The 17,487-nt window shown below is 42.5% G+C and carries 15 protein-coding genes and 1 riboswitch; of the genes, 13 read left to right on the forward strand and 2 right to left on the reverse strand.

Annotation, left to right across the window (positions count from 1 at the left end; all coding sequences use genetic code 11):
- Nucleotides 1–118: 118 nt before the first annotated feature.
- The 5 genes from PQ461_RS15230 to arsB all read left to right on the forward strand — a co-directional run bounded on the left by PQ461_RS15230 (nt 119) and on the right by arsB (nt 4,591).
- Nucleotides 119–2,134 (forward strand): tetratricopeptide repeat-containing sensor histidine kinase, encoded by a 2,016-nt coding sequence (locus PQ461_RS15230; RefSeq protein WP_274206391.1) that lies wholly within the window; start codon nt 119–121, stop codon nt 2,132–2,134.
- Between the two features lie 88 nt (nt 2,135–2,222).
- The gene (locus PQ461_RS15235) at nt 2,223–2,552 is read left to right on the forward strand and encodes an ArsR/SmtB family transcription factor (protein ID WP_274206392.1); all 330 of its coding nucleotides are present in this window, start codon (nt 2,223–2,225) and stop codon (nt 2,550–2,552) included.
- Nucleotides 2,553–2,585: 33 nt separating this feature from the next.
- Entirely contained in the window at nt 2,586–3,107 is a 522-nt protein-coding gene (locus tag PQ461_RS15240; RefSeq protein WP_274206393.1) for a DUF6428 family protein, read from the forward strand.
- 9 nt (nt 3,108–3,116) lie between these two features.
- Nucleotides 3,117–3,533 (forward strand): arsenate reductase ArsC, encoded by a 417-nt coding sequence (locus PQ461_RS15245; protein WP_274206394.1) that lies wholly within the window; start codon nt 3,117–3,119, stop codon nt 3,531–3,533.
- A complete protein-coding gene (arsB, locus tag PQ461_RS15250; protein ID WP_274206395.1) occupies nt 3,530–4,591 on the forward strand; it encodes an ACR3 family arsenite efflux transporter in 1,062 nt (353 codons plus the stop codon). The genes PQ461_RS15245 and arsB overlap by 4 nt, the downstream gene beginning before the upstream one ends.
- Before the next feature lie 8 nt (nt 4,592–4,599).
- Here the strand turns inward: arsB and PQ461_RS15255 are convergent, their stop codons facing one another.
- A complete protein-coding gene (locus tag PQ461_RS15255) occupies nt 4,600–5,943 on the reverse strand; it encodes an MFS transporter (protein WP_274206396.1) in 1,344 nt (447 codons plus the stop codon).
- Nucleotides 5,944–5,969: 26 nt separating this feature from the next.
- On the opposite strand from PQ461_RS15255, the gene PQ461_RS15260 reads away from it, so the two are divergent.
- Together PQ461_RS15260 and metE are read left to right on the forward strand one after the other, a co-directional pair.
- Nucleotides 5,970–6,197, forward strand: coding sequence for a hypothetical protein (locus PQ461_RS15260; RefSeq protein WP_274206397.1), 228 nt, complete (start codon nt 5,970–5,972; stop codon nt 6,195–6,197).
- A 442-nt stretch (nt 6,198–6,639) separates the two neighbouring features.
- Nucleotides 6,640–6,833: riboswitch (cobalamin riboswitch) on the forward strand.
- 147 nt (nt 6,834–6,980) lie between these two features.
- Entirely contained in the window at nt 6,981–9,287 is a 2,307-nt protein-coding gene (gene metE / locus PQ461_RS15265) for a 5-methyltetrahydropteroyltriglutamate--homocysteine S-methyltransferase (RefSeq protein WP_274206398.1), read from the forward strand.
- A 55-nt stretch (nt 9,288–9,342) separates the two neighbouring features.
- Here the strand turns inward: metE and PQ461_RS15270 are convergent, their stop codons facing one another.
- On the reverse strand, nt 9,343–10,545 hold the full coding sequence (locus tag PQ461_RS15270; RefSeq protein WP_274206399.1) for a proline dehydrogenase family protein: 1,203 nt from the start codon (nt 10,543–10,545) through the stop codon (nt 9,343–9,345).
- A gap of 65 nt (nt 10,546–10,610) precedes the next feature.
- On the opposite strand from PQ461_RS15270, the gene PQ461_RS15275 reads away from it, so the two are divergent.
- The 6 genes from PQ461_RS15275 (at nt 10,611) to aroA (ending at nt 17,195) form a co-directional block, all read left to right on the forward strand.
- On the forward strand, nt 10,611–10,817 hold the full coding sequence (locus PQ461_RS15275) for an RNA-binding S4 domain-containing protein (protein ID WP_274206400.1): 207 nt from the start codon (nt 10,611–10,613) through the stop codon (nt 10,815–10,817).
- 2 nt (nt 10,818–10,819) lie between these two features.
- Nucleotides 10,820–11,875 carry a 3-dehydroquinate synthase gene (gene aroB, locus PQ461_RS15280; RefSeq protein ID WP_274206401.1) on the forward strand — a complete coding sequence of 352 codons (1,056 nt, stop codon included), beginning with the start codon at nt 10,820–10,822 and terminating at the stop codon, nt 11,873–11,875.
- A gap of 368 nt (nt 11,876–12,243) precedes the next feature.
- On the forward strand, nt 12,244–13,152 hold the full coding sequence (locus tag PQ461_RS15285) for a sterol desaturase family protein (RefSeq protein WP_274206402.1): 909 nt from the start codon (nt 12,244–12,246) through the stop codon (nt 13,150–13,152).
- A gap of 669 nt (nt 13,153–13,821) precedes the next feature.
- Nucleotides 13,822–14,703, forward strand: a complete 882-nt coding sequence (locus PQ461_RS15290; protein ID WP_274206403.1) for a prephenate dehydratase — start codon at nt 13,822–13,824, stop codon at nt 14,701–14,703.
- Between the two features lie 74 nt (nt 14,704–14,777).
- Nucleotides 14,778–15,905 carry a chorismate mutase gene (locus PQ461_RS15295; protein WP_274206404.1) on the forward strand — a complete coding sequence of 376 codons (1,128 nt, stop codon included), beginning with the start codon at nt 14,778–14,780 and terminating at the stop codon, nt 15,903–15,905.
- A 6-nt stretch (nt 15,906–15,911) separates the two neighbouring features.
- Nucleotides 15,912–17,195, forward strand: coding sequence for a 3-phosphoshikimate 1-carboxyvinyltransferase (aroA, locus tag PQ461_RS15300; RefSeq protein WP_274304013.1), 1,284 nt, complete (start codon nt 15,912–15,914; stop codon nt 17,193–17,195).
- Nucleotides 17,196–17,487: the final 292 nt, after the last annotated feature.

Raw genomic sequence — 17,487 nt, forward strand, 5'->3', positions numbered from 1 at the left:
AACAATTGCAATTATTTTTTTCTTATTAAGAAATATATTCATGCCTAACTTTTGATTTCCCCATAATTGTTTTCATATTTGTGTAGTCTACCTTATAATTTATAGTGTTAGGCCAAATATGCCATATTGTAAAGTAGTATTTACCTCCCTGATTTTACTTACTGTGTACATTGCAAATGCACAGAAAAATACCATACTGCCTTCCGGAAAAACAGCAACTCCCATTGAGCGGTATAATAAATTAATAGGTTATTACCGTTACGAAAATCCCGACTCGGCGTTAATGTATGTTGATAGCGGCCTTGCTTATGCCTCTGCTCATAAAGATATGGCTGCACATGCGCTTATGCTTAATCAGCTTGGCATGATCAATGATAACCGCGGCAAATTTGAGGTATCACGCGTAAACTATCTCGAAGCTTTTAACCTTTACAAATCCCTTAACCAGGTAAAGGGCATGGCCAGCGAAACCATAAGGCTTGGTGTGGTTGAAATGCGAAAAGGTAACTATGATAAATCAGTAGGCTATTTCCTTGAAGCATTAAAGTACAGCGAAAGCATAAAGGATAGTTTCGGTATTATGGAGGCTAATATCACTTTGGGAGAAGCTTACACGGGACAGCGCAAATATGATATTGCTTTAAAATATCTTAAAATAGCCGAAGACATCAATGCAAAGCTGCCGCTATCAAACCTGTCATTAAACCTGTGCAATGACTTTGGCATTGCTTACCGCGAACTTGGTATGCTTGAAGAAGCTAAAAGTTATTTTGAAAAAGGCATTGAAAAAAGCAACGTAACGCAATACCAGGGGCTTAATATTACCCTTACCAATAATCTGGCAACGGTTTACGCCAAAGATGGTAACGCGGCTTATTCTATCAAATTACAGAAAGCAGCTTTAAAAAAGGCTATAAAAATTCATAATTACATCAGGGAGCTGCAAACCCTTAACGGCCTTGCGCAAAGCTACCAGAACATTAATATTGATACCAGCCTTAACTATCTGTACAGGGCCAAAGATCTGGCAGAAGGTCGCCAGGCATACAAACAGGTCATAGAGTCATTGCAAGGTATATCAGAACTGCATAACAAAAAAGGCGACTACAAAGCGGCTCTTGAAGCACAGAAAGAAGCATACCAGCTGGCGGATAAATATTTCTATAAGGAAATGTCAAAGCAGGTTAATAACCTGCAGGCCGACTATGAATTGAGCAAATCGCGTGCTAAGGTACAAGAGCTTAGATTTATGAACAACCGCCAGGTATTGGAACGCCGTATTATATTGGCGGTTGCCGTAGGGGCATTATTGGTATTGGCATTTATTGCTTACTCTGATTATCGCAACCGTATACTGAATAAGAAACTTGTTAATGCGAATAAAAACCTCGACGAATCTAACCAGGTAAAAGATAAGTTGTTCTCTATTCTGGGTCATGACCTGCGTTCACCATTTGTGTCTGTCATTAATATGCTGGAACTGATTGATGATGAAGACCTGCCTGCCAGCACCCGCCAGGCCATGATCAATGAACTGGGCATTACCAGTAAGGCTGCCCTTGAAACACTTACCGGCTTACTGAAATGGGGTGAAATGCAAATCAAGGGTCTTCGTTTAAATACCCTGCAATTTGCGGTTAAACCGGTTTTAGACCGCGTGATGCTGTTACTTAATGGCACTGCAAATTTTAAGCATATTGAAATCAGTAACCTGGTAGATGAAGACGTAGAATTGATTGCAGACCCTGACCATGTTGAATTTGTAATACGAAACCTGTTGTCAAACGCAATTAAGTTTACCGGAGTTGGTGGTAGTATCTTCATCAAATGCTTTTTTAACAATCGTAATAACGAGGTAACCATAACTGTTGAAGATACAGGTGTAGGCATTGCGCCCGACCGTGTAAACAGCATTTTCAGCTTAAGCAATATCAGTAGTAACGGTACTTATAACGAAAAAGGCACAAGTCTTGGCCTGATGATCTGTAAAGAATTTATAGAAGCTAACGGCGGCTCCATCAGTGTGCGCAGCACTTTAGGTGTGGGTTCTGCATTTTCTTTTACGCTTAAAGGTGTAGTTAGTCCGCCGAATATTGAAGAAGTAAAAAAACTGCAAAGTAAACATCAGGTATAATCCATTTTATTAAATCACTACATCCTATTTTTATCACATTAAATATCATTTGTAAATTCAAAATATCAATCGTAATATTGCGATATAAATGGGAACTACCAAGTCAGAAATATTCACCGATGAACAAAACAGATTGGCTATCATGCTGAAAGCGCTGGCACATCCGGCACGCATTGCCATTCTGCAACAGATCATCAAAGCTAATGCTTGTATTTGCGGCGATCTGGTGGATGAACTGGGACTTGCACAAGCCACCATTTCACAGCATTTAAAAGAGTTAAAAAATGCCGGAATTATACAGGGTACAATTGAAGGCGTCAGCACCTGTTATTGTATTGAACCCAATGCCTGGAAGCTGTTACAAAATGAATTAAGCCTCTTCTTTGGCGCTTATAAACCTGTTAATACCTGCTGTTAAAAAAAATTTGCATTTATCAATCGCAATATTACAATGAATATGGAAACAATGAACTGGCAAACGTTTAAGCAGACAATTGAACAAAATCAGACGCTCGACCTGCAATTTCAATATGCGGAGAATAAGTGGGTGTCGCCCTCATACCACATTACTGAAATAAAACAAGCACCCATTACCTCTGTAGATTGCGGCGGCGTGGTTAACAAATGGACAGAAGTGGTCGTTCAGCTTTGGGAACCGGAGGTTAAACAGCAAGAACGTGCCATGAAAGCGCGCAAAGCACTGTCAATCATTGAACTTGTAGAGAAATCATTAGTACTTGATGCAGATGCAATAGTAAAAATTGAGTTTGGCAACAGCAATTTTGATACAAGGCAGATGTTGCCTCAGAAAATTTATGCAGATGGCGATAACCTGATAGTTGACCTGAGGCCCGATACTGTACAATGCAAAGCAAATGACAGAGGCGAAAGCTGCGGCCCTAAACCCAAAATTCAATTAAAAAATTTAGCCGCCGGTGGTAACAGCTGCACACCCGGCAGCGGATGTTGCTAATTAATGATTATGAAAAACATACTTGTTTTGTGCACAGGCAACAGTTGCCGCAGCCAGATGGCCGAGGGCTATTTAAGATTATTTGCTAACGGGAAAGCCAATATTTACAGTGCCGGAATTGAAACACATGGTGTAAACCCAAAAGCGATACAAATTATGGCAGAAGATGGTGTAGACATATCGAGGCATACCTCTAACCACGTTGACGAATACATGAGTGTTCCTTTTGATTACGTCATAACAGTTTGCGATAATGCCAACGAGGCATGCCCATACTTTCCGGGTAATGTACAACGCTTCCATCATAATTTTCCTGATCCGGCAAAGGCAACCGGCACAGAAGATGAAATCATACAATCATTCCGTACCACACGTGATATGATCAAAACTTACAGTAAAAATTTTATCGACCAGTATTTATCATGAGCGTTAATAACTGTGCACCTGCCGCCGAACGAAAACGGCTTAGCTTTCTCGACCGTTATTTAACCTTATGGATATTCATGGCAATGGCTGTAGGCATTAGCTTAGGTTATTTTGTGCCTTCTACCGCGAAAATCATCAACAACTTCTCTAACGGCACTACCAATATTCCACTGGCTATCGGCCTTATCCTAATGATGTACCCGCCTTTTGTTAAGGTACGATACGAAAGTTTGGGCGAAGTTTTTAAAAACTCAAGAATACTCAGCGTTTCATTATTTTTAAATTGGATTATTGGCCCTATCCTGATGTTCGTGCTGGCACTGGTCTTTTTGCATGACAAGCCATCTTACATGACCGGTCTGATTTTAATCGGTTTGGCAAGGTGTATTGCCATGGTTATTGTATGGAATGAACTGGCTGGCGGCAGCCGCGAATATGCTGCCGGCCTGGTAGCTTTAAACAGTATCTTCCAGGTGTTACTTTACAGCTTTTATGCCTGGCTATTCATCTCTGTTTTACCACCAGTTTTCGGCTTTAAGGCAATTGCTGTTCATATAACCATCGGCGAAATTGCCAAATCTGTAGCTATATATCTGGGCTTACCCTTTGCAGCCGGATTGATCAGCAGGTATGCAATTATTAAATTCAAAGGTACCGACTGGCTTCAACAAAAGTTTATTCCGCTGATTTCACCCTTAACACTTATCGCGTTATTATTTACTATAGTGTTAATGTTTAGCCTTAAAGGACAATTAATAGTACAGATACCATTTGATGTGCTGCGCATAGCCTTGCCGTTGGTTATTTATTTTGCCATTATGTTTGTGGTAAGTTTTTTAATTGGCAAAAAACTGGGTGCAGACTATACTCAAAACGCTTCCATAGCTTTTACAGCAGCCGGTAATAATTTCGAGTTGGCTATTGCTGTTGCAATCGGCGTATTCGGCATTAATTCGGGCGAAGCCTTTGCAGGTGTGATTGGTCCGCTTGTAGAAGTACCCGCCTTAATTGCGCTTGTAAACCTTGCTTTGTGGTTTAAGAAAAGATATTATAACTGAAACGCAAGCTATTTCAAATCTTTATCCAGCTTAGAATTATTGTCGATATCTCCAATACATAAACTGGTAACCAGGGAGATTACCGAACAAGCCGCTACATACCAGTAAAACCAATTGGCATGCCCCATCAATTTAAATTTTAAGGCCAATGTTTCGGCAGTGCCGCCAAATATGGCTACCGTAAGTGCATAAGGTAAACTAACACCTAAGGACCTGATATTAACCGGAAAAAGTTCGGCTTTAATAATGGCTGATATAGATGTGCACAGGCTTAAAATCACAAGCGCAGCAATAATCAGCAATGTGGCAATCCATACATTATGCGTCTTTCCAAGCGCCATCATAATGGGCACTGTGGTAATTGAACTTACTATGCCATAAATAATCATTACCCGCTTACGGCCAATTTTATCACTGATTAACCCGGAGAGCGGATGAACAAGCATAAATACCAGAAGAACAATTATGGTGATGATAGTTGATTGGTCTTTACTGAACCCTGCTGTATTAACCAGGTACTTTTGAATATAAGTCGTAAAAGTATAAAACGCCACGGTAGTACCAATGGTAAAGCCGATAATGATCCACAATTCTTTCGGGTACTTTAACAGTTCTTTAAACGCGCCGCGTTTACTTTCAACCACACGCTCTTTTTTAAAGGAATCAGTTTCGGCAAGGCTTCGGCGTAAATACAAGGCCGACACCGCCAGTACAGCACCTAACCCAAATGGGATGCGCCATCCCCAGTCGGTTATCTGTTTACTTGTTAACCAATACCGCTGCATGATTAATAGTATCAGCAGCGCAATCAGCTGCCCCATTGTAGTAGTTACATACTGGAAACTTGAATAAAAGCCACGATGTTTTTTAGGAGCAATCTCACTCAGATAAGTGGCTGCGGTACCATATTCGCCGCCTATGCTTAAGCCCTGTAACATACGCGCCAGTACCAAAACGATAGGTGCGGCAATGCCAATGGTTCTGTATCCGGGTATGCCTGTTATAATCAGCGAGCCTATACTCATCAACACAACAGACAAAGTTAAAGCTGCCTTACGCCCTTTACGGTCGGCATAGGCACCCATTATCCACCCCCCGATAGGCCGCATTAAAAATCCGATGGCAAATATGCCTGCTGTATTCAGCAAGCGTACAGTCTCGTTATCATCAGGAAAAAATGCACCCGAAAAATACAGCGCAAACACCGAGTAGGTATACCAGTCATACCACTCCACCAAATTGCCGACAGATCCACCAATAACTAACTTAATACGTTGCCTAACCAGTTGTGATCTTTCGGCTGTTTGTTGCTGCATTGCTAAAAATACAAATTCAATAACAATCGGCAACATTTGTAAATAGCCTGTGTTAGCTTAATATGAGTTCAGCATTTGTAAGAGAGGGCGACAGCCAGCAGTTGCACGAAATTGCGCCAACCATGCATGCCTTACAGGTATACCTGCAACGCGAAAACGGCGGCATCCGCATTTATGAAAAGAAACAATGGTTTAGTGAAAAGCAGGGCCGCGACGTTTTTGAAATGAGCGACGGACTGATCTATGCAAAAGATGATGACAGCAAGTGGTATATCGTGTTTGATGAATAAGAAAATCAAACCTTGTTACTTTGTCTTAGCCACAAAGTAACCAAAAGGCCAAAACAGCAAAAGGCTTCTTTGTCGCACAGGGCTATTCCTGCAAAGCCGTCCGATCCCGGAATCGCCACAACGGCATTCGCTCCAGATCTACCGGCTTTCAGCCAGAAGCTGCTTGCTGTTATATATATCGGTTGTACCCTTAATTTATTTCATTACTGTCTTTACATAACCGTTTTAAATGTGACCTCGGGCTTGTTGCGGCAAGCACAGGTATTGCTAACTTACTTTTGGCACAAAGCAACAAGGCCAAAGTCACGACTTTTTCTTTGGTGACTTTCTTTTGGGGAGAAAAAGAAAGTCTTATTCAAACCATAAAGTACATACGCAAACTAAACATTATCTTTTCATCTGCAAATCACTTACATTTGTTAAACGTTCTTTACAATAAGAAAAAATCTTCCAGCAGTACAGGTTTCCGGTTAACGCCGGGACTAAGAAGGAACCATGTGTAAATCATGGGCTGTCGCGCAACTGTAAGTCCGCCTTAACAAAGGCCGCCGTAAATAGCCACTATCGCTCACAAAGCGTTGGGAAGGTAACGGTAAAAGGACAAGCCAGGATACTTGCCGTACTGTTAAAAGACCAATGCTTTCGCGATTGAAGCAGTAGTCGATGGACAAGCAGGCGGTATTATGCTGCACTGTTGTGTTTATTTCTACCCATTTCCGAAAGCATACCGAAACGTAAGGAGCATTAATCAATTCAATTAATGTTTAACTAAGTTTTACGCGTATGCTAAAAAACAATCTTGGTTTCCCACGCATGGGCAGCCACCGTCAACTCAAAAAAGCCAGCGAACAGTACTGGCAGGGCAAAATCACCAGGCAAGATCTTTATGCTGCCGCCCGCAAAATTAAGGAGGCCAACTGGCAGTTGCAGCTCGATGCAGGTATCGATCTTATCCCCTGCAATGATTTCAGCTATTATGACCATGTGCTGGACATGAGCCTGCTGCTTGGCGCAATCCCTGCACGTTACTCTCCGGTAGTTGCTTCTGTAAAAGGTAATGAGGAGATCGACATGTACTTTGCCATGGCACGTGGTTATCAGAAAGATGGCCTCGACATTAAGGCCATGGAAATGACAAAATGGTTCGATACCAACTATCATTACATCGTTCCTGAGTTTACTGCCGATCAGCAATTTAATCTGTTTTCAGAAAAGCTGTTCGCCGAGTTTAACCACGCCAAACAATATGTTGGCGGTGCAGCAAAGCCTGTAATCATTGGCCCTGTATCCTACCTGTTATTAGGTAAAGAAAAGGAGGCCGGCTTCGACAAGATAGATTTAATCAAGAAGCTGGTTCCGGTTTATGTCGACATAATTAACAGGCTAAAAAATTATGGCGCCGAGTGGGTACAGCTTGATGAGCCTTACCTGGCAATGGACCTCAGCAAAAAAGAGAAAGAGGCCTTTGAGTACGCCTACCGTGCAATAGCCAATCGCGTAAGTGGCGTAAAGCTATTGGTAGCAACCTACTTTGATGCCCTGCTTGATAATGCGCCTTTAGCAGTTAACCTGCCAGTACAGGCATTACACATTGACCTGGCACGCGCACCAGAACAGTTAGATGAAGTATTAGCGTTGATGCCTGCAAATCTGCAATTATCATTAGGTGTTATCGATGGCCGTAACGTTTGGAAGAATGATTACAAAAAATCGCTTGCCCATATTACCAAAGCCATTGGTGCATTAGGCAGCGAACGTATCATGATTTCCCCTTCCAGCTCTTTACTGCATACCCCTTATGATCTTGACCTGGAAACAGCTATCGACTATGGCGTTAAAAACTGGATGGCTTTTGCTAAGCAAAAACTGAACGAGGTAAGCGAATTACACCAGATCATCCAGGGTAATACCGACCTGATGCGCAACAATCAGCAAGCAATTGAAAGCCGCCGCACCTCAACGGTGATACACAAAGACACCGTTAAGCAAAAGATTGCGGCTATAACCGATGCTGATGCTACCCGTAACAGCGCATTTCCGGTGAGGCAGCAGTTACAGCAACAACGCTTTAAACTACCGCACTTCCCTACAACTACCATTGGATCTTTCCCTCAAACGGATGATATACGCCAGCTAAGGGCAAAGTATAAAAAAGGCGAACTTCGTCTTCAGGAATATGAACAAGCGTTAGAAAAAGCTACCATTGAAACTATACGCTTGCAGGAAGAAATTGGCATTGATGTATTAGTACATGGCGAATTTGAGCGTAACGACATGGTGGAATATTTTGGCGAACAGCTGGATGGTTATCTGTTTACTCAAAACGGTTGGGTGCAAAGCTATGGCAGCCGTTGTGTTAAACCCCCTGTGATTTACGGCGACATCAGCCGTCCGAAAGATATGACCGTGCGCTGGAGCAGTTTCGCTCAGCAGCAAACCGACCGACCGATGAAAGGTATGCTTACAGGCCCTATCACTATCTTACAATGGTCGTTTGTGCGCGACGATCAACCGCGCGAAACCACCGCTAACCAGATCGCATTGGCTATCCGCGAAGAAGTGGTCGCGTTAGAAAAGGCAGGGATCGGTATTATACAAATAGATGAACCTGCCATTCGCGAAGGTTTACCATTAAGGCGCGCCAACTGGCCTGCTTACCTTACCTGGGCGGTTAAGGCATTCCGTATTTCAGCAAGTGGCGTGAACGACGAAACGCAGATACATACGCACATGTGTTATAGCGAGTTTAATGATATCATTGAACATATAGCCGCTATGGATGCCGATGTGATCACGATTGAAACATCGCGCTCGCAAATGGAACTGCTGGAAGCATTTTCAGATTTTGAATACCCGAACGAGATTGGCCCGGGTGTATATGATATTCACTCGCCGCGTGTACCAACCGTTGAGGAAATGTTAAGCCTTCTTGAAAAGGCAGCAATCTTACTACCTGCACGTAATATTTGGGTAAACCCCGATTGCGGATTAAAAACCCGTAAATGGCCGGAGACCAAAGCCGCACTTATCAATATGGTGAGTGCCGCCAAACAGGCACGGGAAAAAATCACAGAACCTGTTACCCTTTAAAAGAAGAAGCCGCCTTATAAATATAAGGCGGCTTCAATATATGATCATAAATCAATTACAACTTCCTGCGCTGCTTTTCTTTAACAATGAGGCTTAACTCGCGACTCATTTGTCCGGCAATGGCTGTGTTTTCCTGCGCCCGGCGAAACAAGTATGGCAGTACTGCCTTTACCGGACCATAAGGCACATACTTGGCAATATTGTAATCAGCATCGGCAAGGTTAAAGCTTAAGTTGTCACTCATACCCAACAGTTGCGAAAAGTACACATGCGGGTGGTTATGCGGTATATTTTTCTGCTCCATCAGTTCGGTCAGTAAACGCGAACTGTTTTCGTTATGCGTACCGGCAACAAACGCTACTTTATTAATATGATCTGTGCAAAAACGTAGTGCCTGGTCATAATCTTTATCTGTAGCTGCTTTATCCGGTTGTATCGGTGATGGGTAGCCCATTTCCGCAGCACGTTTACGCTCCTTTTCCATGTAAGCACCACGTACCAATTTCGCACCCAAAATAAAGCCAGCACTTTTAGCAGTTACCACATCGTCAATTAATGATTGCAGCTTATCGTGGCGATAGATCTGGTAAGTATTATAAACGATAGCTTTATACTGGTTAAACTTACGCATCATATCCAGCGCAAGCTTATCGATGGTTTTTTGTATCCAGCTTTCTTCAGCATCTACCATAACAGGTATACCTGCTGTAAATGCTTTTTCACAAATAGCTAATACACGTGCCTGTACCTTTTGCCATTCCTTTTCTTCTTCGACGGTCAGGGTTGCGCCTGTATCCAGTTTTTCCAGTAAGCCAAAGCGGGCAACACCGGTAACTTTAAATACGGTGATAGGCACCGCTTTATCGCCGGTTGCGCGCACTATAGTGCGGATGATCTCATCGCGTGTATGATCGAATACCTGCTCATCATCTTCCCCTTCTACAGAATAATCAAGTATGGTACCTACACCGCCTTCGGCAAGGTTCTTAATTACCGTGTCGCACTCGGCAATGGTTTCGCCGCCGCAAAACTGTTTAAATATGGTCGACTTGATAATGCCTTTGATCGGCAGACCTATTTTCATGGCAAAGTTGGTCATTGGTGGGCCAACTTTAACAAGTGTGTTATTATTAATGGCTTTAAACAACCAGTAAGCCCGGTTTAAGTCTGCGTTGGAAAGGTGCCTGAAAGCGATTTCGGTGTTATCAAAAGATAGTTTACCCCTTGAGGGTGAAGCAGGAACATCACGATTTAACATGCTACAAAATTAGAAAATGAATAAGGATAACTCAATATGATTTGAATAGTTTATTTTTGCTTCTCATGATTGAGTTTGAATTACAGGGAGAGTTTATCCCGCTGATACAATTACTTAAAGCTACTAACCTGGTGCAAACCGGCGGCGAAGCGCAAATTGTAGTATCAGAAGGCGAAGTTACTTACAATGGCAATATTGACACACGCAAGCGTTTAAAAGTAAAACGCGGCGATGTGGTTGAGTTTCGCGGAACATCGATCAGGGTTATTTAATTATGGACGCAATACAAAGCCTTGGCTACTCGGTTTTTTTTGAAGATAGCCTTACCCAACTTGTCAGCTATATTGAACAAGGCAACTACTCAAAAATTTTCATCCTTACAGACGATAACACGGGCAAGTACTGCCTGCCGCTTGTTGTTTCAAAGTTGGAAAACAGGTCTTACGATCTGATTGAAATTACCGCAGGCGAAGAAAACAAGAATATAGATTTTTGTATCGGCGTTTGGAAAATGCTGATCGACTTTGGCGCCGATCGCCGCAGCCTGCTTATTAACCTGGGGGGTGGTGTAGTAACCGATCTTGGTGGCTTTGTAGCCTCTACCTTTAAAAGAGGTATCGATTTTGTAAATATCCCTACTACCCTATTATCGCAGGTGGATGCCTCTGTAGGCGGTAAAACCGGCGTGGATATGGATAGCATCAAAAACATTATAGGCACCTTTACCCAGCCAAAAGCGGTATTTATCGATCATGAGTTTTTAAATACATTACCGCAGCGCGAGATCCTTTCGGGTATGGCAGAAATGCTGAAACACGGGCTTATTGCAGATAAATCGTATTGGGAACGCCTCAAAAACAATATTGTAGCTATCCCTAATCAGGAGTTAGTTTACCACTCTGTTGGCATTAAAAACAACGTGGTACTTGAAGACCCGCATGAAAAGGGCCTGCGCAAAAGCCTGAACTTTGGCCACACCGTTGGCCATGCGGTAGAAACCTATTCGCTGGATAATGACGAAAACCACCTTACACATGGCGAAGCCATAGCCATAGGTATGATTTGCGAAAGCTGGTTATCCTATAAAAAAGCAGGCTTAAGTCAGGACGTATTGAATGAGATTGTGAGCGTAATTACCCGCATGTATCCGAAATATGAGGTTAATGATGCCTCTTTTGATGAGCTTGCTGCACTGATGAAGAAAGATAAAAAGAACGAAGGCGACGAGATCAATTGTACTTTATTAAGTGATATTGGCACCTGCGTAATTAATCAAATCTGTACCGTAGAAGAGCTTTTTGACAGTTTAAGATTTTATAAGGGCTTGTAATCTCCTACTTCTCATCATGTCTAAAGGACTCCTTCGGAGAACTTGTCGAAGTATCTAATAATTCTCGCACTTGTCATCCTGAACTTGTTTCAGGATCTCACAGGACAGGTACATGCCGATTGCTATGAGATGCCGAAACTAGTTCGGCATGACCGAATAAAGGGATTGCCCCATCGTGCTCAAACCTGCAGACATTGACTCACTACCTTATCAATGCTTCCGCATAGCCTGGGATTGCTTCTCCGTCAGCCGACGGATCGCAATGACATGAAACTAATTTCCCACTGCTTTATCATCCTATTGTTAAGCTTGTTAAATAGTATTGACAACAAAGCAAACATGTAGTTAACTTTACAGTTACTTTGCTTATGATTCCCCTTACCCCAAAAAACGATGCTGTTGTCGTACTGGTTTTGTTGCTGATCACGCTTACTTTGGTTGAAATGTGGTTAAGCTACCGCGAAAACCGCCACTACTATGAAAAGCATGATACGCTGACTAACATCCATCTTACCACCATCACCTTTTTTTTGAATCTTGGCGTTAAAGGCTTTACCTTTTTTGTACTCGATTATACCTGGCATTACAGGCTTTTTACCATTAAGAATGCAGTAATATACTGGCTTGTGCTGGTTGTAACGCAAGACTTTCTATACTGGGTACTCCACTATACCGGGCACTATTGCCGCCTGTTTTGGGCCATGCATGTAACACATCACTCGTCAGAGCATTTTAATTTTACAACCGGTTTCCGGTCTACCGTGTTTGAACCACTTTACCGTGTCTTCTTTTATTTGCCGCTGGCATTAATGGGTTTTAGTGCTGTTGATATATTATATGCCTATTTGCTTACCCAGCTTTACGGCAACCTGGTACATACACAATATGATATTAAGCTGCCAATATGGTACGGGCGCATTTTTGTAACCCCATCGCACCATAGGGTACACCATGCATCAAACATCCCCTATCTTGACAAAAACATGGGCATGATGTTCATTATCTGGGACCGTATGTTCGGCACTTTCCGTGAGGAGAATTTGCCTGAACCGATACGCTATGGCATCACCAAACCATTAGAAGATACAGGCACCATTAACACCATTTTCCACGAATGGAAAGCGCTTGCCTGCGATGTAAAAAACGCCCCCGGACTACGAAATAAATTAGGCTATATATTTAACCCACCGGGCTGGAGCCATGATGGCAGCACACAAACGGCGAGAATGTTGCAGAGGGGGTATCAGATGGTGAATAGTGAGCAGTTGATTAAGTGAGGTTTAATGCGTTAGGGATAGTAGTGGAAAGCCCGGAATGCAGCGAAGCGCAATGAGGACTTGCAACGGATAGCCCGACCAAAGGGAACGCCCTTATTTGTTAATCATTCTCTTTTCTTAAGAATTTCACATACAGATAAGAAACCAAGGTAAAAAGAGGTGGTATTATTCCAACTGAATAGTTTATCCTTTCATATTTTCTATGAAAGGAAGATCACATATAAAGCAATAAATCAAAGTCATTGAACCGAAGTAAATAAAGCTTAATACCCACTTGTATGCCGCCTGTAATTTTACAAATAACATAAAGGCTAAAAAACAATGACCGATATTATAGTAATAAAGATCGGAATAAGTACCTCTTCCTGATCTGCTAATGCAGTTAAAGGCAAATTGAAAGAATGACAAATAGCCCTAACTTATTTCTCATCAACAAATATTATTTGGTTTACCCTTATAATTTTAAGAAAAATAAAATTTTGTATTGACAATATAATTTTTCCTTGTACATTTACCAGCGTAATAAAACAATGAAATACACAGGCGCATATTATTTTGGTTTCTTCTTTTACTTTAGCGGTAAGAGCCGGGACTGATATGCCTAAAAGACATACATAAAACAAGCAAAGTCCCGGCCCAACAGCCGGGACTTTTTGCTTTAATAACATTATGGATACGCAAAAACCAAGAGTAGCAATTCAGGGCATCCGCGCCTCATTTCACGAAGAGGCAGCATTCAGATTCTTCGGCGAAGACATCGTTACCGTTGAATGCAACTCGTTTAAACAAACTTTTCAGAAGTTGCAGGCCCGCGAAGCCGACTACGTGGTAATGGCTATTGAAAACAGCATTGCCGGCAGCATTTTGCCTAACTATTCTTTGTTGCTTAGCTATAATTTTCCGGTTGTAGGCGAGGTTTACCTGCCAATTCAGCTACACTTAATGGCTTTACCGGGTGTAAAATTCGAGGACATTAAAACAGTTACCTCTCACCCTATAGCTATTCGCCAGTGTGATGATTTCTTTAACGAATACCCGCACCTGAATGTGGTTGAAAGCGTAGATACTGCGGCCTGCGCCAAACGCATCCGTGAAGAGGAATTAACTGATACTGTTGCCATTGCCAATAGCCTTGCAGCCAAACTGTATGATCTGGAAATTTTAGAGCGCCGTATCGAATCCAACAAAAAGAATTTCACCCGTTTCCTGATCTTAACCCATCATGAAAACGCTAAAAATACGACCACCAATAAAGCTTCGCTATGTTTCCAGGTAAGTAACGAGGTTGGCTCGCTGGCCAAAGTGCTTAACATACTGGCCGAAGAAAACGTGAACATGAGCAAAATACAATCGATGCCGGTATTGGGTAAACGTAACGAGTACAATTTTTATGTAGACGTTGAATGGGAAACACAGGCCAATTACGATAAAGCCATTCGCCAGGTATTAAAATACACACATAACTTCAACATATTGGGCGAATATAAAAGGTATGTGGAAGAATCATCTGAGTCGGGTAGTCCGGTGTCAGCAAGTCCGAAAGTAAACTAACATTAAACAAACAAGATATTAACAAATCTTCCGGACTTTCGGACAACCGACTTCCGGACAAACACCAAAACAGTATGAAACTTGATCTTAAAATACAACCGTTAAACACCTGGATTAAACCGGCTCAGGAAAATCAGCCATTATTAATTGCAGGCCCTTGCAGTGCTGAAACTGAAGAACAGTTAGTTGCAACTGCTCATTTATTAGCTAAAACAGGCCGTTTAAGCGCATTGCGTGCCGGTATCTGGAAACCACGTACCCGTCCGGGAGAATTTGAAGGTATTGGCAGCATTGGCCTGCAATGGTTAAAACGCGCTAAAGAAGAAACCGGCTTACCAACCGCTGTTGAGGTTGCTACCGCCAAACACGTTGAAGAAGCTTTAGCAGCAGGCGTAGATATCCTTTGGGTAGGTGCGCGTTCAACCGCTAACCCTTTCACAGTACAGGAGATTGCTGACGCTTTGCGTGGTGTTGATGTACCGGTAATGGTTAAAAACCCGGTTAACCCTGACCTTAGTTTATGGATTGGCGCACTTGAACGCATCAACAATGCAGGTATCACAAAATTGGCAGGTATCCACCGTGGTTTCTCATCTCATGAAAAATCGGCGTTCCGTAACGAGCCGATGTGGGATCTGGCTATTAACCTGAAAACACATGCACCTGAGTTACCGATCATCAATGATCCAAGCCACATTACCGGTAGCCGCGACCTGATCCCTTACGTTGCTCAAAAAGCATTGGATATGGACATGCAGGGCTTAATGATTGAATCGCACATTGACCCAAGCGTTGCATGGACTGATGCTAAACAGCAAGTAACTCCATCGGCACTTGACGAACTGGTTGGCAACCTTACCCTGCGTAAACCAGAGATCAAAAGCGCAGAAGTAAAAGATGCATTGGCTGACCTGCGTAACCAAATTGACAAAATCGACGACCTGGTAATCCAAAAACTGGCTGAGCGTATGCAGATTGTTGAAAAGATCGGTAACTACAAAAAAGATAACGGCATTACCATTCTTCAGGTTAACCGTTGGGACGAGATCCTGCAAAAACGTACCCGTTATGGCAAAGCATTAAAACTGGATGAAAACTTTACCGAAAAGTTATTAGAGTTGATCCACAGCGAATCAATCCGCAAGCAAACTGAAATCATGAATTCTGACTCAGGTATCAAAGAAAACCTGACACACGCATAATTAATGATGGCAAAAAACATCATACTGCGCAGCGGCAGTAAACATATTAATACCACTATACAACTTACAGGCTCGAAAAGCGAGTGCAACCGTGCACTCGTTATCGAGGCCCTGAGCAATGGCCGCGTTAAGGTAACTAACGTTTCTGATGCTGCTGATACGGTAACCCTGGCAGGGATATTAAGAAACCAGAGCCAAGAGTCAAGAGCCAAGAATCAGGAAAGTGACTCGCAACTCGAAACTCAATCACTCGCAACTGTAGATATTGGCCCTGCAGGCACTGCCATGCGTTTTTTAACGGCTTACTTTGCTATTGGCAATGAGGATGTTATTCTTACCGGTAGCGAGCGTATGAAACAACGCCCTATTGGTATATTGGTTAATGCTTTACGCCAGTTAGGTGCTGATATTGATTATGTAGAAAACGATGGTTATCCCCCATTGCATATCAAGGCTGGGTTTGAACAAAAAACAGATCTGATCACCATTAAAGGCGATATCAGCAGTCAGTATATTACCGCACTGTTACTTATTGCTGCACGTTTGCCACAAGGTTTAAAACTACAGATTGAAGGCGAGCTTACCTCACGCCCTTATGTGGAAATGACCTTGAGCATGCTGCAACAGGCAGGCATTCAGCACCAATGGGAAGACAATACCATCAGCATAGCTAACCAGGAATTTAAAGAAACCAGTATCTGGGTTGAGCCTGACTGGAGCGCAGCATCTTACTGGTATGCTATTGCAGCGCTTGCCGAAGAAGCGGAGTTATTTTTGCCAGGCTTAACAGCTTACAGCTTACAAGGAGATAGCGCAATAACAGAGATAATGGCTAATTTTGGTATTACATCGCAGTTTAAGGATGGCGGTGTTTACCTGAAAAAAGAGCCAAAGCCAATTCAGCGCAAGATATTTGACATGATTAAATGCCCTGACCTTGCACAAACTGTTATTGTGGTATGCGCGGCTTTAGGGCACGAAGCTACATTTACCGGATTGGAAACTTTGAAGATCAAAGAAACTGACCGTGTAGCTGCCTTACAGAATGAACTTGGCAAAATGGGTGTTAAACTGGTTGAAAAAGGACAGGTTTACAAACTGGACTGCAGCGAAAAGTTTATCCCAGAAAAAATGACCATTGCTACTTACGAAGACCACCGCATGGCTATGGCTTTTGCCCCGCTGGCATTAGTTATTCCTGAACTGGAAATTGAAGAAGAAAAAGTGGTAGAAAAATCTTATCCTGATTTCTGGAAAGATCTGGAAAAGGCAGGATTTGAAACAGAATAAGTGTCATCCTGTCCAAAGGACTCCTTCGGAGAACTTGTTTCAGGATCTCATATGCTAAGTAAAACATTTGTGTGAGATGCCGAAACAATCCCGATGGTTATCGGGACAGCATGACAATATGATATTTGTCATTGCGAGGAGGTACGACGAAAGCAATCTCTGGATATGCTTTACTATGCTAAAAAGGAGATTGCCACGCTAACGCTCGCAATGACATAAAGGATAATAAACAAACGGAGAAGCAATCACCGACTTACAAGGCAACCCTGCATATGGAACTGCACAATTTGGG

Source organism: Mucilaginibacter sp. KACC 22063, assembly GCF_028736115.1.
In the GTDB taxonomy this organism is placed as follows: Bacteria; Bacteroidota; Bacteroidia; order Sphingobacteriales; family Sphingobacteriaceae; genus Mucilaginibacter.